The sequence below is a fragment of the Pseudomonas sp. DTU12.3 genome, assembly GCF_004124275.1.
Classification (GTDB): domain Bacteria; phylum Pseudomonadota; class Gammaproteobacteria; order Pseudomonadales; family Pseudomonadaceae; genus Aquipseudomonas; species Aquipseudomonas helmanticensis.
This window is the reverse complement of the sequence record NZ_CP027218.1, coordinates 850266-866775: the sequence shown is the minus strand read 5'-3', so window position 1 is coordinate 866775 and position 16510 is coordinate 850266. Positions and strand designations below refer to the sequence as shown.

Genomic DNA, 16510 nt, shown 5'->3' with positions numbered 1-16510 from the left:
ACCTTGTCTATATGCGGGTTAGTTTGGCATAGGCGCCATGAAACGGGAAATTTCCGACTATATAAGGCCCAACAGAGGCCCTGTATCGACACTGAGAAGCCGTTTTGAACACCGCCGGTAAAAAAAATCATGTTTTTTGCTGACAGGGGTTTACAGTTAAAAAGACGCTCCGTATAGTGCGCGCCATCGACGACGTACAAGCGTTGCCGATACTGCCCAGATGGTGAAATTGGTAGACACGCCAGCTTCAGGTGCTGGTGACCTTACGGTCGTGGAAGTTCGAGTCTTCTTCTGGGCACCAATTTCGAGTTTGAGACTAGATCAGTTTCAAGACTCACACAAAAACCCGCGAAAGCGGGTTTTTTGCATTCTAAGCCCGGGTTTTCTTAAAACCGATTTATTAAAATTAAATCAGGGGTTTACAGATCAAAAGGCGCTCCGTATAGTGCGCCACATCAACAGCGGCAACGCTCGCGATGATTGCCCAGATGGTGAAATTGGTAGACACGCCAGCTTCAGGTGCTGGTGACCTTACGGTCGTGGAAGTTCGAGTCTTCTTCTGGGCACCAATTCAAATTCAAGGTTACGACCCTGGATTTCACAAAAACCCGCGAAAGCGGGTTTTTGCGTTTCTGCCCTCCCGAAACCCTGATATCTCCATGCAGGAGCTGCCGAAGGCTGCGATCTTTTGATCTTGTTTTTCCAAAGAGCAAGATCAAAAGATCGCAGCCTTCGGCAGCTCCTACGGTTCAACACAGACGCCGTATCAGAGCTGGCAGCCTCTCGCAAGGCGCACTTGAGAAACAATATCGTTTATCATTGTTGCAAGTTTTTGCAATGCGACAGTGAGGAACCCTGCGAATGACGTTTCGAAATACCCTGCGCCGAGGCCTGACCTTCACCCTCCTCGGCCTGGCGCTCGCCACTCCCCTCACCCAGGCTGCCGATGCGGTTTCCCTGACTCTCTACAACGGCCAGCACAAGGAAGTCGGCGACGCGATCGCCAAAGCCTTTGAAGCCAAGACCGGCATTCACGTCAATGTCCGCAAAGGCAGCAGCAATCAGCTCGCCAGCCAGGTCATCGAAGAAGGCGGGCGCTCCCCCGCCGACGTGATCTACACAGAAGAATCGCCGCCGCTGAACAACCTTGGCGAACTGGGCCTGCTGGCCAAAACCGATGACGCCACCCTGGCGGTTTTGCCGGAAAAATACGTCGCCGGTAACGGCACCTGGATCGGCGTGACGGCGCGCGTTCGCGTGGTCGCCTATAACCCGAAACTGGTCGACGAAAAAGACCTGCCAAAATCGGTGATGGAATTTTCCGACCCGAAATGGCAAGGCAAAGTCGGCTTCGTACCGACCAGCGGCGCCTTTCAGGAACAAGCCGTGGCGATCATTAAAATGCACGGCCGCGACGCCGCCGAAGAATGGCTGACCGGCCTGCGCGCATTCGGCAAGACCTACAGCAACAACATGGTCGCCCTCAAAGCTGTGGAAAACGGCGAAGTCGCCACCGTGCTGGTGAACAACTACTACTGGTTCGCCCTGCAACGCGAGAAAGGCAAACTCGACTCCAAGCTGCACTACTTCAGCGGCGGCGACGTCGGCGGCTTGATCACCGTGTCCAGCGCGGCCGTGCTGAAATCCAGCAAGCATCCAAAAGAAGCCCAGCAATTCCTCGCCTACATGGCCAGCGAAGAAGGCCAGCGCGTAATCACCCAGACCACCGCCGAATACCCGCTGCACAAAGGCATGGAATCGGATCGCGGGCTCAAGCCGTTCAGCGAGCTGGAAGCGCCGAACGTAACACCGGCCGATCTGGGCAATGCCGAAGAAGCGCTGGAGCTGGAACGTGAAGTTGGCTTGAACTGATGACTGCATCGTTATCCGCCCCCGCCGCGCGCGGGGGTTATGTGCCAAAGCGCAAGCGGCCATCGATCTGGCTGGTACTGCCGGTGTTGCTGCTGGTGGTCATGAGCCTGTTGCCGCTGGCGTACGTCGGACTCAAAGCCTGGCAGGCCGGCTGGGCCGAGGCACTGCATTTGTTGTGGCGCCCGTATGTGTTCGGACTGCTGCGCAACACTTTGGCATTGATGGTCGGCGTGACGCTCACTTGCGGCGTGATCGGCCTGTCGCTGGCCTGGCTGCTGGAACGCAGCAATCTGCCGGGCCGACGCTTGTGGGGCGTGATCCTCTGCCTGCCGTTCGCGGTGCCGGCGTTTGTCAGCAGTTTCACCTGGGTATCGCTGAGCGCGCAGTTCGAAGGGCTTGGCGGCGCGATTCTGGTGATGAGCCTGTCGAAATATCCGCTGATCTTTCTGCCAGTGGCGGCCACCCTGCGTAATCTTGATCCGTCCCTTGAAGAGTCGGCGCGCACGCTGGGGCAGAATCGTTGGGGGGTGTTTTTTCGCGTCACCCTGCCGCTGCTCTGGCCGTCGCTCTTGGCCGGCTCGCTGCTGATTGCCTTGCACATGCTGGTGGAGTTCGGCGCGTTGTCGATCATCGGCCTGCAAACTTTCACAACTGCCATCTACCAACAATTCGAACTGGAATTCAGTAACGCCAACGCGGCGATGCTTTCGGCCGTTTTGCTGGCGTTGTGTCTGCTGTTGTTGTGGCTGGAATTACGCGTGCGCGGCAAGGGTCGGCATGTGCGCACCGGTCAAGGCGCAGCGCGTCAGGCCGAGCAAGTTCGACTGGGGCCATGGGCCACGGTCGGTCAGTTGTATTGCCTGATACTGGCGATTGTTGGCAGCGGGATTCCGCTGGGGATGCTGGCGTACTGGCTAGCGGTCGGCTCATCGGCGGCATTCCCGGTGGCGGCGATCACTGAGGCTTTGCTGTCGTCGCTGGCGTTGTCGCTCGGCGGCGCCGCGTTGTGCCTGGTACTGGCGGTGCCGGTCGGGTTGTTGGTGGTGCGTTACAAAGGCCAACTGGCGATCTGGGCCGAACGCCTGCCTTATCTGCTGCATGCGCTGCCAGGGTTGGTGATTGCGTTGACGCTGGTGTATTTCGCCCTGCATTACGTGCCGGCGCTGTACCAGACTTCGGGTTTGTTGTTGATCGCCTACGCGTTGTTGTTTTTGCCGCTGGCACAGGCGCCGATCCGCACGGCCCTGAACAAGGCTGCGCCGCAGCTGGAAGAGGCTGCGCGAACACTGGGCGCTTCGTCGTTCACGGCGTTTTGCCGAGTGACGCTGCCGATCATCTTCCCGGCATTGGGCGCCGCGTTTGCGCTGGTGTTTCTCGATGCAATGAAGGAACTGACGGCGACGTTGCTATTGAGCCCGACCGGGCTGAATACGCTGGCGACCGAAGTGTGGGCGCATACCGCGAATGTCGAGTTTGCGGCGGCGGCGCCTTATGCGGCGTTGTTGATATTGGTGTCCGGATTGCCTGTATATCTGCTGACGACCCGGATGTATCTGAGCCGCTAAAAGATCGCAGCCTGCGGCAGCTCCTACAGGAGATCAATGTAGGAGCTGCCGAAGGCTGCGATCTTTTGATGTTAAGCCCTGAACTGCCCCAAGCTCGCCTTCAGCTGCGCCGCCAGACCATCCAGCACCTTGCCGCTCGCCGTGGTCTCCACCACCGCCTGCGCGGCTTTCTCGGCCTGTGCATGAATGGTCTCGACCCGCCCGCGCACAGCCTGTGCACCCTGCGCCTGATGCGCCGCCGCTTGCGTTGCCAGACCAATCGCTGCATGCACCTGCTCGACCGACACCTGCACCGACTGCTGCAACCGCGCACTGTCGCGCAACACCAGCAAACCTTCGCTGGCCTGACGCCCGGCCTGACCAATCGCCTCGACCGCCTCACGCGCGCCCTGCTGCAACGCGACGATGTGCGCCTGAATATCGCCGGTGGAGCTTTGTGTCTTGCTCGCCAGCGCCCGGACTTCGTCGGCCACCACCGCAAAACCCCGCCCGGTTTCACCGGCACGCGCCGCCTCGATCGCCGCGTTCAAGGCGAGCAAGTTGGTCTGCTCGGCAATCCCGTGAATCACCGTCAGCACCACTTCAATCTGTTCACTCTGCTGCGCCAGACGCTCGATCACCTTGGCTCCGGTATCGACCTGCCCGGCCAGCGCTTCGATCAAATTGCCAACTTTGGCCGAGGTGCGGGTGTTTTCGTCAGTGGCCTGACGGATATCCACCACCTGCTTCAGCGCCGCCTGCATCGCGTGGCTTTCCGACTGCGCCTCATCGGCCATTTGCGACAGTGCGCGCAGACTTTCCGCCACTTCATCACGCTGCATGCCGGCGGCCGCATCGGCGCCAGCATTGCGCAAGGTCATTGCGCCAATCTCGACACCGGTTCGCTGCGCAACATCGCCCGCCTCGCGCACGATCGGCTGCAACTTATCCACAAAGCGATTGACCGCCGAAGCCATGTCACCGATTTCGTCTTTGCTGTTGATCTGTACACGCTTGGTCAGGTCGCCCTCGCCCGCCGCCAGATCGTCCATGGCCGCGTTGAGCATTTTCAATCGGTTGACCACGCGATGGCCGAGCACCACGGCCAGTAACAGCAACACGCCGCAACCCACCAGCGCCAGGCCCATACCGATTCGCCAGCGCAGGGTCGCGGCGGCTTCCTGAACGGTATTGGCGGTGTTGGATTTCATCTCGACCGCGGTGGCTTGCGCCGACTGCAGGCGCGCCTGCATTGCTTTGGCGCTGTCCGCCGCCGCCCCTTGCAGGCTCGCGCCGACCAGTTGATCGCTGCTGGCGATCAACGCCGAGAAGCGTTTATCCAGCGCCGCCAGATCGGTGTCCACCGAGGCCGTGGAAACCCCCATCAGCACCTTGCCGATTTCCACACCATTGGGATTGATCGAGGCTTCGAGGTAGTAGACCGACGGATCGTGTTTCGCCGCATCCAGCACTTTATCCAGCGCACGCTCGCCCTGACCTTTTTCCAGCAAGGCCTTGTTGATCGGGTTTTCGCGGTTGAGATAACGGGTCAGGTGCTGACCGGTGGCGTCGTCATACACCACGAACAGCACGTTGGGATTACGCTGGGCGCGCCGGGCGAACTCGGACAGGGTCGGTACGTCACTGTCCCACATCGCGCGCGGGGCAACGGAGGCGAGTAATTGGGCCATGTCATTGGCCGAATCTTTCAGGTCCTTTTCCAGGGTCGCACGCAGTTGTACCTGCTCGTCCTTCAGACGCGTGGATAAACCCGCAGTCAGACGCTGACGGGTACTGCTCGAGAGGTTGTCCAGGCTCGACGTGACTTCGCGTCCGGCCTGCTCCAGTTCGCCGGAGAGTTTCTGACTGTCGGCACCGAGGCGCACGGCCAAATCAGCTTCCAGCGCAGTGACAGTGCTCCGCGTCAGGGCGACGGCGACCAGCACTTGCACCAAAAGGGCGATACCAAGGGTAACGAATACCGGGCGCAACAAACGGCTTTGTAACAGTGAGAGAACGGCCGACACTGTGAATACCTCTACTTCTGACGCCATTAATTTGATGGCACTCTTGTAGGAAGATTCACAGCAAAGGTCATGCCGTCCAACAGGCATAAACGACAAAGGCCCCGATCAAGGGGCCTTTGTTTTTTTACATCAACAACTTATCAAGCAAACGGATGACGCAGAACGATGGTTTCGTTGCGGTCCGGGCCCGTCGAAATAATGTCGATCGGCGCGCCGATCAACTCTTCAACGCGCTTGATGTAGGCACGAGCGTTGGCTGGCAGCTCTTCCAGGGTCTTGGCGCCCACGGTCGATTCGGTCCAGCCCGGCACTTCTTCGTACACAGGCTGCAGGCCTACGTAGCTGTCAGCATCGGTCGGGGCAACGGCGTTGCCTTGCGCGTCTTTGTAACCGACGCAGATGTTGATGGTTTCCAGGCCGTCGAGGACGTCCAGCTTGGTCAGGCAGATGCCCGAGATGCTGTTCACATCGATCGCGCGACGCAGGATTACGGCGTCGAACCAGCCGCAACGACGGGCACGGCCGGTGGTAGCGCCGAACTCGTGACCTTGCTTGGCCAGGTGTGCACCAACTTCGTCGAACAGCTCAGTCGGGAATGGACCGGAACCGACGCGAGTGGTGTAAGCCTTGGTGATGCCCAGGATGTAATCGAGGAACATCGGGCCAACGCCCGAACCGGTCGCCACGCCACCTGCGGTGGTGTTGGAGCTGGTCACGTACGGGTAGGTGCCGTGGTCGATGTCGAGCAACGAACCCTGGGCGCCTTCGAACATGATGTCTTTGCCGGCGCGACGCAGGTCGTGCAGCTCAGCGGTGACGTCGAGCATCAGCGGCTTCAGCAGCTCAGCGTATTCCTTGCACTCGGCGAGGGTTTTTTCGAACTCGATAGCCGGCTCTTTGTAGTAACCGACCAGCATGAAGTTGTGGTAATCCACCAGTTCACGCAGCTTGTCTTCGAAGCGCGGCATGTTCAGCAGATCGCCAACACGCAGGCCACGACGTGCAACCTTGTCTTCGTAAGCTGGGCCGATGCCGCGACCGGTGGTGCCGATCTTCAACTCGCCACGGGCCTTTTCACGGGCCTGGTCCAGCGCCACGTGGAAGGACAGGATCAGCGGGCAGGACGGGCTGATACGCAGGCGCTCACGCACCGGTACGCCTTTCTCTTCCAGCTTGGTGATCTCGCGCAGCAGGGCGTCAGGTGCAACCACCACGCCGTTGCCGATCAGGCACTGCACGCCTTCGCGCAGCACGCCCGACGGGATCAGGTGCAAGACGGTTTTTTCGCCGTCGATCACCAGCGTGTGACCAGCGTTGTGGCCACCCTGGTAGCGCACTACGGCGGCAGCATGTTCGGTCAGCAGATCAACGATCTTGCCTTTGCCCTCATCACCCCATTGGGTGCCCAGGACTACGACATTCTTACCCATAACACTTGTCCTCATTCGCGCAAACTTGGTGCCGGCGATGGCCGGCAGGAAAACTCAAGAAGCCAGTGGCGATACTTGCCAAAGCCCGTTCTGCTGAATCAATTGCCGGTCGCAGTCCGCATCACGGGCGGCGGCCAAAGGTTGTCCAGGCAACGCCTGAACGACACGCTGACCCTCACTGCGCAACTGGCAAACCTGCTGCCAGAGTGCCGCATCCGTACTGTCAGGCATCCAGATACCGCCAGACGGTAGCTCGATCTCAGCACGCCCCAGGGTCACCAGGGTTTTCAAATCGGTGGAGAAGCCTGTCGCCGGACGCGCGCGACCGAAGTCCGCGCCGATGTCGTCATAACGACCGCCCTGAGCGATGGACTGGCCAACGCCCGGTACGAACACCGCGAACACCACACCGGTGTGGTAGTGGTAGCCGCGCAATTCGCCCAGATCAAAATACAGCGGCAGCTGCGGGAAGCGCGCCGACAGACGCTCGGCGATCGCCAGCAAATCTTCGAGTGCCGCCAAAACCGGCGCCGGCGCATTGGCCAGACGCTCGCGCGCAGCGCTCAACACTTCACGGCCACCGCACAGGTCAACCAGCGCACGCAGCATGCCGGACAGATCGGCCGGCAAGCCTTCGGTCAAGGTAATGACCTCGTCGATGGCCTTGCGTTGCAACGCATCGAACAACTGCTGCTCGACTTCACCGGACAGACCGGCGGCACGCGCCAGACCACGGTAGATGCCGACATGCCCAAGGTCCATGTGCACATCCGGCACATCGGCCAGTTGCAGCATGGCCAGCATCAGGCTGATCACTTCAACGTCGCTGCTCGGGCTGGCGTCGCCATATAACTCGGCGCCCAACTGGATCGGGCTGCGCGAGGACGACAAGGCACGCGGCTGGGCATGTAGCACGCTACCGGCATAGCACAGACGGCTCGGGCCTTCGCGACGCAGGGTGTGCGCATCGATGCGCGCCACTTGCGGCGTGATGTCGGCACGGAAACCCATCTGCCGGCCCGATTGCGGGTCGATGACCTTGAAGGTACGCAGATCCAGGTCCTGGCCCGCGCCGGTCAGCAGGGATTCCAGGTACTCGATATGGGGAGTCACGACAAACTCGTAACCCCAGCTCTGGAACAGATCCAACACCTGACGACGCGCGACTTCAATGCGCGCCGCTTCCGGTGGCAGTACTTCTTCGATGCCATCTGGCAGCAGCCAGCGGTCTACCGTTGCCATTACGCCATTCCCCTTTGATCCGGGCGGCCAGCCTGCGGGCGAGCCTTGAGTGAAGCAGAAAATGACCGACCCGTTCAAAACGCACGCGCATGAACGACGCGGCGAAAGGCCTGTTACCGGCTTCGCCCATCACTTTCCTCGAAATACTCTCGGGCCATTCAACCCGATGCCTGCAACAAAAAACAGCAATCAAACGTGCAGACGCAAAAAAGCCGGGAATTTCCCGGCTGCCGCATCATACACACGTTTTCCCAAAGGATCACCCCGCCCGAGGTTTTAGCCGCCGGGCGGAATGATTCAGGTCAACGTCGTATCAAGGCTTGGACTTTTCCAGGTAACGGAAGAAGTCGCTGCTTGGGTCGAGGACCAGGACGTCGGATTTGTTCGCGAAGCTTTCACGGTAGGCGCGCAGGCTACGGTAGAAACCGTAGAACTCCTGATCCTGACCATAAGCCTTGGAGTAGATCGCAGCGGCCTGGGCATCACCATCACCGCGAACCTCTTCGGATTCACGATAGGCTTCAGCCAGCAACACGCGGCGTTGACGGTCGGCGTCGGCACGGATGCCTTCAGCCAGCTCGTTACCCTTGGCGCGGTGCTCGCGAGCTTCACGCTCACGCTCGGTGCTCATACGTTCGAACACGCTGCGGTTCACTTCTTTCGGCAGATCAATGGCCTTGACCCGGACATCGACGACTTCGATACCCAGCTCTTTTTCCGCCATCTTGTTCAGCGACGCGGTGATGTCAGCCATCAGCGCATCACGCTCACCCGACACCACTTCGTGCAGGGTGCGCTTGCCGAACTGGTCACGCAGGCCGGATTCCAGACGACGGGACAGACGCTCGTCGGCGATTTGCTTGAGGCCGGAAGTCGCGGTGTAGAAGCGCTCGGCATCTTTCACGCGCCACTTGGCGTAGGCATCGACCATCACGGCTTTCTTTTCCAGGGTCAGGAAGCGCTGCGTCGGTGCATCAAGCGTCATCAGACGTGCGTCGAATTTACGCACCTGGTTAACGTAAGGCACTTTCACATGCAAGCCTGGCTGAACATCGGCCTGAACCACACGACCGAATTGCAGCAGCACCGCACGCTCGGTCTGAGCGACGATGTAGAAGCAGTTCCAGCCGACCAATACCACAACGACGCCAACGATCAGGGCGATCAGCGATTTATTGCTCATCAGCGGGTCTCCCTTGTGCGCGACTGCGGCAGGTCAGTGACGTGCGGCGTGACATCCGTGTTGTTGCCGGCGGCGGCCGAACCGGTCACAGGCCCACTGTTACCTGGATTGTTCTGAATCATTTTGTCCAACGGCAAGTACAACAGGTTGCTCTGGCCGTTCTTGTTGCCGGTCACGAGTACTTTGCTGGTGTTGCTGAAGACTTCCTGCATGGTGTCGAGGTACAGACGCTGGCGGGTCACTTCGGGTGCCTTGCGATACTCGGCGACCAGTTTGGTGAAGCGGTCGGCCTCACCCTTGGCGCGCGAGACCGTTTCGTCACGGTAGCCGTTGGCATCTTCGAGGATGCGCTGGGCCTGACCACGGGCTTCCGGCACGACGCCGTTGGCGTAGGTTTCAGCCTGGTTGCGCGAACGCTGCTCGTCTTCACGGGCGCGGATCACGTCATCGAAGGCTTCCTGTACTTCACGCGGTGCGGCTGCGCTCTGTACGTTGACCTGAGTGACGGTGATACCGGTGCGATAGGTATCGAGGAAACGTTGCAGACGCTCCTTGATTTCGCTGGCCATCAATTCACGACCTTCGGTCAGCACCTGGTCCATGGCGGTAGAACCCACCACGTGGCGCAGGGCGCTGTCGGTCGCATGCTGCAGGCTGATTTCCGGCTGATCGACGTTCAGCACGAAATCCTGCAGGTTGCTGATCTTGTACTGCACGGTCAGCGGCACTTCGACGATGTTCTCGTCTTCGGTCAGCATCTGGCCCTGCTTGGTGTACGCACGCTCACGCGTTACGTTTTCCATGTACTTCTTGTCGATCGGCGGGAAGTAGATGTTCAGACCCGGGCCGACAGTCTCATAGTACTTGCCGAAGCGCAGCACCACGGCTTGCTCCTGCTCGTCGACCACGTAGACCGCGCTGTACAGCCAGACGGCCGCCAGCACGACGAGGCCGATGCCGAGCAGACCGCCGAAGCCGCCACTGCTCTTGCCCGAACCACCGCCGTCATCACCACGTTTCTTACCACCACCGAACAACCCGTTCAGGCTTTCCTGCAGCTTTCGGAAGGCCTCGTCGAGATCTGGTGGCCCCTTGCGGTCGCCGTTATTGCGGCGTTTGCCACCCCAAGGATCCTGATTATTCGAGTTGCCACCCGGCTCATTCCAAGCCATAGCGCTCTCCATCTGATAAAGCAAAGACGCACCCACGGCGCGCCGACCAATGCTACAGAATGCCTGCCGTTACGGCACAACCGCTTTTTCAGGCTTTTATTGCAAAGTGTGTTGCTCGATGAATTCCATCGGCTGCAATCCTTCGCGGCTTACCAGTCGATTCAACTCGACACGGGGCAAACGAACGGCCAGCAAACTGATGCCTTCTTCGTCGTGTTCTTCTTTCTGCACCGCACCGAGTTCGAAGAACTGCGCACGCAGTCGGGCGAATCGTTGCGGCAAGCGCAAGGTACCGATGAATAAATCACTGCCAAGTAACTCGGCAATCGCTTGTTCAAGCAGCTCCAGACCCGAACCATCACGCGCCGACAGCCAGACCCGCTGGGGCTTGCCGTTTTCGTCGCGCTGGATTTGTGGCTCAACGCCTTCAAGCAAATCGAGTTTGTTATAGACCTCGAGGATCGGCAAGTCCTGGGCGCCAATCTCGCCCAGCACCACCATCACCTGTTCAATCTGCAACATGCGATCCGGTTCGGCCGCATCGATCACGTGCAACAGCAGGTCGGAATTGCTCGACTCTTCGAGCGTAGACCGAAATGCCTCGACCAGCTTGTGCGGCAAGTGCCGAATGAATCCCACCGTGTCGGCCAGGACAATCGGCCCCAGGTCGTCAATATCAAGACGGCGCAGGGTCGGGTCGAGCGTGGCGAACAACTGGTCAGCCGCGTACACGTCGGACTTCGTCACGTTGTTGAAGAGTGTGGATTTACCGGCGTTGGTATAGCCCACCAGAGACACGGTAGGGATATCCGCACGGGAGCGGCCACGTCGCGATTGCTCGCGCTGGCTGCGCACTTTCTCCAGTCGGCCCTTGATCTGACGCAGACGCACGCGCAGCAAACGGCGGTCGGTTTCGAGCTGGGTTTCACCCGGGCCGCGCATACCGATACCACCACCCTGACGCTCAAGGTGAGTCCAGCCACGAACCAGCCGCGTGCTCATGTGGTCAAGCTGGGCCAGTTCTACCTGGAGCTTGCCTTCATGGGTACGGGCGCGCTGGGCGAAAATATCGAGAATCAGACCGGTACGGTCGATCACGCGACACTCGAAAACACGTTCGAGGTTACGTTCCTGACTGGGCGTGAGGATGTGATTGAAAATCACCAGATCGGCTTCTTCGGCTTTGACCAGGTCGCGCAACTCCTCGACCTTGCCGCTGCCAATCAGGAACTTGGCGGTAGGCCGATGACGCGGCACGTTAAAAAACGCAACGGTCTCGGCGCCCGCCGAATTAGCCAGTTCCTGAAACTCCTGCGGATCTTCGCGCGCCTCAGGGTCCTGTCCATCCAAGTGAACGAGGATGACCCGTTCACCACCACCGTGGCGCTCAAAGAACAAAGGAGACTCCTATCAGGCGTTACCTGGCTCAGCGTCACCCGCTTCGGATTCGGTTGCGCTAGGCAGACGAATTGGACGCACTGGCACTACTGTCGAGATAGCGTGTTTGTAAACCATCTGGCTTACGGTGTTTTTCAGCAGGATCACGAATTGGTCGAACGACTCGATCGTGCCTTGCAGTTTGATACCGTTGACCAGGTAGATGGAAACCCCAACTTTCTCTTTACGTAAAGTATTCAAGTAAGGGTCTTGTAGCGAATGCCCTTTTGACATGTGCCGCACTCCTTTAAGGATTCAATAATAAAAAATAGGTAATTCAGATGGCTTTAGCCGCCACACCCCCAAGGATAGACGGCAATTGCAAGGACTCAGCTCAATATGGAGATGGTCCCAAGGTATTTCAAGGCGCGTGGCAGATTGTCGCAATCAAGACTGTCCAGCCAGTGTAAATCTTCCCAGCTGCGCAGCCAGGTGAACTGGCGTTTGGCCAACTGACGCGTGGCAATGATGCCGCGTTCCTGCATTTCAGCTAACGACAGCGTGCCATCCAGGTAATCCCAGACTTGGCGGTAGCCTACCGCACGTATAGACGGCAACCCCGAATGCAGGTCACTTCTTTTACGCAGGGCTACGACCTCGTCGATGAATCCCTGTTCCAACATATTTGTGAATCTTTGTTTAATGCGCTCGTGCAGTACCTGCCGATTTGCCGGAGCAATGGCCAAGTTCGCGACAGTATAGGGCAATTGTTGCAGTCCCGAAGCGGCTGCTTCAGTACTTTGCGCAGATTGTTGCTGGCGCAGGGCAGTCATGCTCTGACCGCTGACTCGATAAACTTCCAGCGCGCGACTCAAGCGTTGCGGATCGTTCGGGTGAATCCGCGCCGCCGACACCGGGTCGATGACCGCCAATTGATCGTGCAAGGCCTGCCAGCCAAGGCGTGCAGCTTCTTCTTCGATCTGCGCGCGGATCTCCGGATCGGCCGCTGGCATATCCGCCAGGCCTTCGACCAAAGCCTTGTAATAGAGCATTGTGCCGCCGACCAGCAGCGGAATTTTTCCGCGCGCGGTGATTTCAGCCATGGCCTGCAAGGCATCGCGACGGAAATCCGCAGCCGAATAGGCTTCGGCCGGATCGAGAATATCGATCAGACGGTGCGGAAATTCGGCCAGCAGTTCTTTCGAAGGCTTGGCGGTGCCGATGTCCATGCCGCGATAGACCAGCGCCGAATCGACACTGATCAGCTCGCAGGGCAGCACTTTGGTCAGTTCGATGGCCAGGTCGGTCTTGCCCGCAGCGGTCGGGCCCATCAGGAAAATCGCTGGAGGGAGCTGGTTCATCAACGACCGCGCAGGAACAGTTTGTCGAGATCGTCCAGGCCCAGTTGGGTCCAGGTCGGTCGGCCATGGTTGCATTGACCGCTGCGCTCGGTGTTTTCCATGTCACGCAGCAGGCCGTTCATTTCCGGCAGGGCCAAGCGCCGGTTGGCGCGGATCGCGCCGTGGCAGGCCATGGTGCCGAGCAATTCGTTGAGGTGCGCTTGAATGCGGTCGCTGGTGCCGTATTCCATCAGGTCCGACAGCACGTCGCCGACCAGACGGTTGGCTTCAGCCTGCTTCAACAAGGCCGGAATCTGACGGATCGCCAAGGTCTCCGGACCCAGACGCTGCAATTCGAAGCCCAGGCGCTGGAACCATGCCGCGTGCTCTTCAGCACAATCGGCTTCGCGCTGACTGACCGCCAGCGACTCCGGCACCAGCAACGGCTGGCCGCTCAAGCCTTCGCTGGCCATGGCGATTTTCAGGCGTTCGTACATGATCCGCTCGTGGGCGGCATGCATGTCCACCAGCACCAGGCCTTGGGCATTCTCGGACAGAATGTAGATGCCCTTGAGCTGCGCCAGTGCGTAACCGAGCGGGGGAATGTCTTCCTGCCCGGCCGGCAGCGCATTGGCATTGGCCTCAGGCAGCGGTGCGAAAAACTCGCGATACGCAGCCTGAGCCTCGGCAGCCGGCGGCATCGCCGATTGCGGACGCGGTGTGTATTGATACTGATAAGCGCCACCGGCACTGGCGCCGGACGTGGTATTGAACGCCGGTTGCGCCTGCGGCTGTTCCAGCAAAGCGTTGGCCGCCAGACGCATTTCACCTTGCGGACCGAATTCACCGGCATCAAGGCCGGTCGGGCGGACGATGGCAGTGGTCACCGAGCCGGCCAACTGATCTTCCGGACGCACATCGCCCAATGCGCGGTGCAGCGTGCCGTAAAGGAAGTCATGCACCATGCGCCCGTCACGGAAGCGCACTTCGTGTTTGGTCGGATGCACGTTGACGTCGACGGCTGCCGGATCCACTTCAAAAAACAGCGCAAAGGTCGGATGACGACCGTTGAACAGCACGTCGCGATAGGCCTGACGCACGGCGTGAGCGACCAGTTTGTCGCGCACCGCCCGGCCATTCACGAAGAAATACTGCAAATCCGCCTGGCTGCGGTTGAAGGTCGGCAAACCGACCCAGCCCCACAGGTGCAAACCGTTGCGCTCGATCTCGATCGGCAACGCCTGCTCGAGGAAACCCGAACCGCAAATCGCCGCCACACGCCGGGCGCGGGCCGCATCATCGTGGGCCTCGTGCAGGCTGAGGATGGTTTTGCCGTTGTGGCGCAGATGGAACGCGACGTCGAAACGCGCCAGCGCCAGACGTTTGATCACTTCTTGCAGGTGATCGAATTCGGTTTTTTCGGTCTTGAGGAATTTGCGCCGCGCCGGGGTGTTGAAGAACAGGTCGCGAACTTCCACCGAGGTGCCGACCGGGTGCGCCGCCGGTTGTACCCGAGGTGCCATGTCGCGGCCTTCGGTTTCAACTTGCCAGGCCTGATCGGCATCGCGGGTGCGCGAGGTCAGGGTCAGGCGCGCCACAGAACTGATCGACGCCAGTGCCTCACCGCGAAAACCGAGGCTCATCACCTGCTCAAGATCTTCGAGGTTGCGGATCTTGCTGGTGGCGTGACGGGCCAGCGCCAGCGGCAGGTCATCGGCGGAAATACCGCTGCCATCGTCGCGTACGCGCAGCAGCTTGACGCCGCCCTGCTCAACGTCGACATCGATACGCTTGGCACCGGAGTCGAGGCTGTTTTCCAGCAACTCCTTGATCACCGAGGCCGGGCGTTCGACCACCTCACCGGCGGCGATCTGGTTCGCCAGCCGTGGGCTGAGCAGTTCGATGCGCGCGGCAGCGTTCAGCACTTCGTTCATTCTTTGGACGCCAGTTCGGTGCCAGGAATGGTCAGGTGCTGGCCGACTTTCAACTCATCGCTTTTCAGGTTGTTCGCGCTGCGCAATGTGGCGGGCGACACCTGATAGCGCACGCCGATCATCGCCAGCGTTTCACCCGGGCCGACACGGTGATCGCGCGGGCCTTGGGCGATCTTGCCGGAATCACGCAGCCAGGCAATGTAGGTGCCCGGTGGCGGATTCTGCTGGAAGAACTGACGCACGCCGCTGCTGATCGAACGCGCCAGCGCTTGCTGGTGGCTCGATGCCGAGAGCTTGTTGGCTTCGTTGGCGTTGGAGATGAACCCGGTTTCGACCAGGATCGACGGAATATCCGGCGACTTCAGCACCATGAACCCGGCCTGTTCCACGCGCTGTTTGTGCAGCGGCGTAACGCGACCGATGTTGGTCAGGACTTTCTGGCCGACGTTGAGGCTGGAGGTCAGCGACGCGGTCATCGACAGATCGAGCAGCACGCCGGCGAGCATGCGGTCCTTGTCGTCGAGGCTGACGTTGCCGGCACCGCCGATCAAGTCAGAACGGTTTTCGCTGTCGGCCAGCCAACGCGCGGTCTCCGAGGTTGCGCCGCGATCAGACAGGGCAAACACCGAGGCGCCGAAGGCTGCCGCAGAAGGCGCGGCGTCGGCGTGGATCGACACGAACAGATCGGCGCCTTTTTTGCGGGCGATTTCGGTACGGCCACGCAACGGGATGAAGTAGTCGCCCGTACGGGTAAGTTCGGCGCGGAAGCCTTTCATGCCGTTGACCTGACGTTGCAATTCGCGGGCGATCTGCAACACCACGTCTTTCTCACGCTGGCCGCGCGAGCCGGACGCACCCGGGTCTTCGCCACCGTGGCCGGCGTCGATCACCACGACGATGTCGCGCTTGCCGGCCGGGGCTGGCGGTAACTTGATCGCTGGTTCTGTCGGGGTCACCGGCACGGCTGGTACGGTTGCGACCGAAGGTGTCGGCGCAGGTGCAGGTTCGGCATCGGCTGCGTTATCGAACAGATCGACCACCAGACGGTTGCCGTATTGGCCATTCGGCGCCAGCGAGAAGCTTTTCGGGGTGACGGCTTTCTTCAGGTCAATGACCACCCGCAGATCGGTCGGCGTGCGCTGAGCCGAACGCATCGCGGTGATCGGCGTGTTGGCAGTCTGCACATTCAATGGCGCACCGAGGGTGGCACCATTGATGTCGATCACCAGCCGGTCAGGCGCGGTCAGGGTGAAGACGCTGTGCTGTACCGGTCCGCTCAGGTCGAAGACCAGTCGCGTGTTATCCGGCGCTCGCCACAAGCGCACGCTGTTGACCTTTGAATCGGCCACAGCGTTGACGGTTACTGCCATCAACATCAGTCCAGCGGCA

General features: G+C 60.0%; 12 protein-coding genes and 2 tRNA genes. 4 read left to right on the top strand and 10 right to left on the bottom strand.

Features of this window, described 5'->3' with window-relative positions:
- The first annotated feature begins 214 nt into the window (after positions 1–214).
- The 4 genes from C2E19_RS03855 to C2E19_RS03840 all read left to right on the top strand — a co-directional run bounded on the left by C2E19_RS03855 (position 215) and on the right by C2E19_RS03840 (position 3437).
- Positions 215–301, top strand: a tRNA-Leu gene (locus C2E19_RS03855).
- Positions 302–482: 181 nt separating this feature from the next.
- Positions 483–569: transfer RNA gene (locus C2E19_RS03850), tRNA-Leu, on the top strand.
- 292 nt (positions 570–861) lie between these two features.
- Positions 862–1872 carry an extracellular solute-binding protein gene (locus tag C2E19_RS03845; RefSeq protein ID WP_129388311.1) on the top strand — a complete coding sequence of 337 codons (1011 nt, stop codon included), beginning with the start codon at positions 862–864 and terminating at the stop codon, positions 1870–1872.
- Positions 1872–3437: an iron ABC transporter permease gene (locus C2E19_RS03840; protein WP_129388308.1), complete on the top strand. Its 1566-nt coding sequence runs from the start codon at positions 1872–1874 to the stop codon at positions 3435–3437. Before C2E19_RS03845 ends, C2E19_RS03840 begins: the two co-directional genes overlap by 1 nt.
- A 71-nt stretch (positions 3438–3508) precedes the next feature.
- Here the strand turns inward: C2E19_RS03840 and C2E19_RS03835 are convergent, their stop codons facing one another.
- The 10 genes from C2E19_RS03835 to C2E19_RS03790 all read right to left on the bottom strand — a co-directional run bounded on the left by C2E19_RS03835 (position 3509) and on the right by C2E19_RS03790 (position 16497).
- Positions 3509–5443, bottom strand: coding sequence for a methyl-accepting chemotaxis protein (locus tag C2E19_RS03835; RefSeq protein WP_129388305.1), 1935 nt, complete (start codon positions 5441–5443; stop codon positions 3509–3511).
- Positions 5444–5583: 140 nt separating this feature from the next.
- Positions 5584–6873 carry an adenylosuccinate synthase gene (locus C2E19_RS03830; RefSeq protein ID WP_027921980.1) on the bottom strand — a complete coding sequence of 430 codons (1290 nt, stop codon included), beginning with the start codon at positions 6871–6873 and terminating at the stop codon, positions 5584–5586.
- 54 nt (positions 6874–6927) lie between these two features.
- Positions 6928–8115 carry an ATP phosphoribosyltransferase regulatory subunit gene (locus C2E19_RS03825; protein ID WP_123470915.1) on the bottom strand — a complete coding sequence of 396 codons (1188 nt, stop codon included), beginning with the start codon at positions 8113–8115 and terminating at the stop codon, positions 6928–6930.
- A gap of 313 nt (positions 8116–8428) precedes the next feature.
- Positions 8429–9298 carry a protease modulator HflC gene (hflC, locus tag C2E19_RS03820; protein WP_034151639.1) on the bottom strand — a complete coding sequence of 290 codons (870 nt, stop codon included), beginning with the start codon at positions 9296–9298 and terminating at the stop codon, positions 8429–8431.
- Entirely contained in the window at positions 9298–10470 is a 1173-nt protein-coding gene (hflK, locus tag C2E19_RS03815; protein WP_129388302.1) for an FtsH protease activity modulator HflK, read from the bottom strand. The genes hflC and hflK overlap by 1 nt, the downstream gene beginning before the upstream one ends.
- 96 nt (positions 10471–10566) lie before the next feature.
- Positions 10567–11868 (bottom strand): ribosome rescue GTPase HflX, encoded by a 1302-nt coding sequence (gene hflX, locus C2E19_RS03810; RefSeq protein WP_122593812.1) that lies wholly within the window; start codon positions 11866–11868, stop codon positions 10567–10569.
- A 12-nt stretch (positions 11869–11880) separates the two neighbouring features.
- The gene (gene hfq / locus C2E19_RS03805; protein ID WP_007902656.1) at positions 11881–12141 is read right to left on the bottom strand and encodes an RNA chaperone Hfq; all 261 of its coding nucleotides are present in this window, start codon (positions 12139–12141) and stop codon (positions 11881–11883) included.
- Between the two features lie 95 nt (positions 12142–12236).
- Positions 12237–13208 carry a tRNA (adenosine(37)-N6)-dimethylallyltransferase MiaA gene (gene miaA, locus C2E19_RS03800; protein WP_129388299.1) on the bottom strand — a complete coding sequence of 324 codons (972 nt, stop codon included), beginning with the start codon at positions 13206–13208 and terminating at the stop codon, positions 12237–12239.
- Positions 13208–15109, bottom strand: coding sequence for a DNA mismatch repair endonuclease MutL (gene mutL, locus C2E19_RS03795; RefSeq protein WP_174823959.1), 1902 nt, complete (start codon positions 15107–15109; stop codon positions 13208–13210). Before mutL ends, miaA begins: the two co-directional genes overlap by 1 nt.
- A gap of 8 nt (positions 15110–15117) precedes the next feature.
- Complete coding sequence (locus C2E19_RS03790) at positions 15118–16497, bottom strand: N-acetylmuramoyl-L-alanine amidase (protein WP_372238471.1); 1380 nt, start codon at positions 16495–16497, stop codon at positions 15118–15120.
- Between the last annotated feature and the right edge of the window lie 13 nt (positions 16498–16510).

What these genes read in the sequence shown, in the direction of transcription:
- hflC (WP_034151639.1), bottom strand. Translation starts at nt 9,298, where the DNA reads ATGAGCAATAAATCGCTGATCGCCCTGATCGTTGGCGTCGTTGTGGTA.
- hflK (WP_129388302.1), bottom strand. Translation starts at nt 10,470, where the DNA reads ATGGCTTGGAATGAGCCGGGTGGCAACTCGAATAATCAGGATCCTTGG.
- miaA (WP_129388299.1), bottom strand. Translation starts at nt 13,208, where the DNA reads ATGAACCAGCTCCCTCCAGCGATTTTCCTGATGGGCCCGACCGCTGCG.
- C2E19_RS03840 (WP_129388308.1), top strand. Translation starts at nt 1,872, where the DNA reads ATGACTGCATCGTTATCCGCCCCCGCCGCGCGCGGGGGTTATGTGCCA.
- C2E19_RS03790 (WP_372238471.1), bottom strand. Translation starts at nt 16,497, where the DNA reads ATGTTGATGGCAGTAACCGTCAACGCTGTGGCCGATTCAAAGGTCAAC.
- C2E19_RS03825 (WP_123470915.1), bottom strand. Translation starts at nt 8,115, where the DNA reads ATGGCAACGGTAGACCGCTGGCTGCTGCCAGATGGCATCGAAGAAGTA.
- C2E19_RS03830 (WP_027921980.1), bottom strand. Translation starts at nt 6,873, where the DNA reads ATGGGTAAGAATGTCGTAGTCCTGGGCACCCAATGGGGTGATGAGGGC.
- hfq (WP_007902656.1), bottom strand. Translation starts at nt 12,141, where the DNA reads ATGTCAAAAGGGCATTCGCTACAAGACCCTTACTTGAATACTTTACGT.
- C2E19_RS03845 (WP_129388311.1), top strand. Translation starts at nt 862, where the DNA reads ATGACGTTTCGAAATACCCTGCGCCGAGGCCTGACCTTCACCCTCCTC.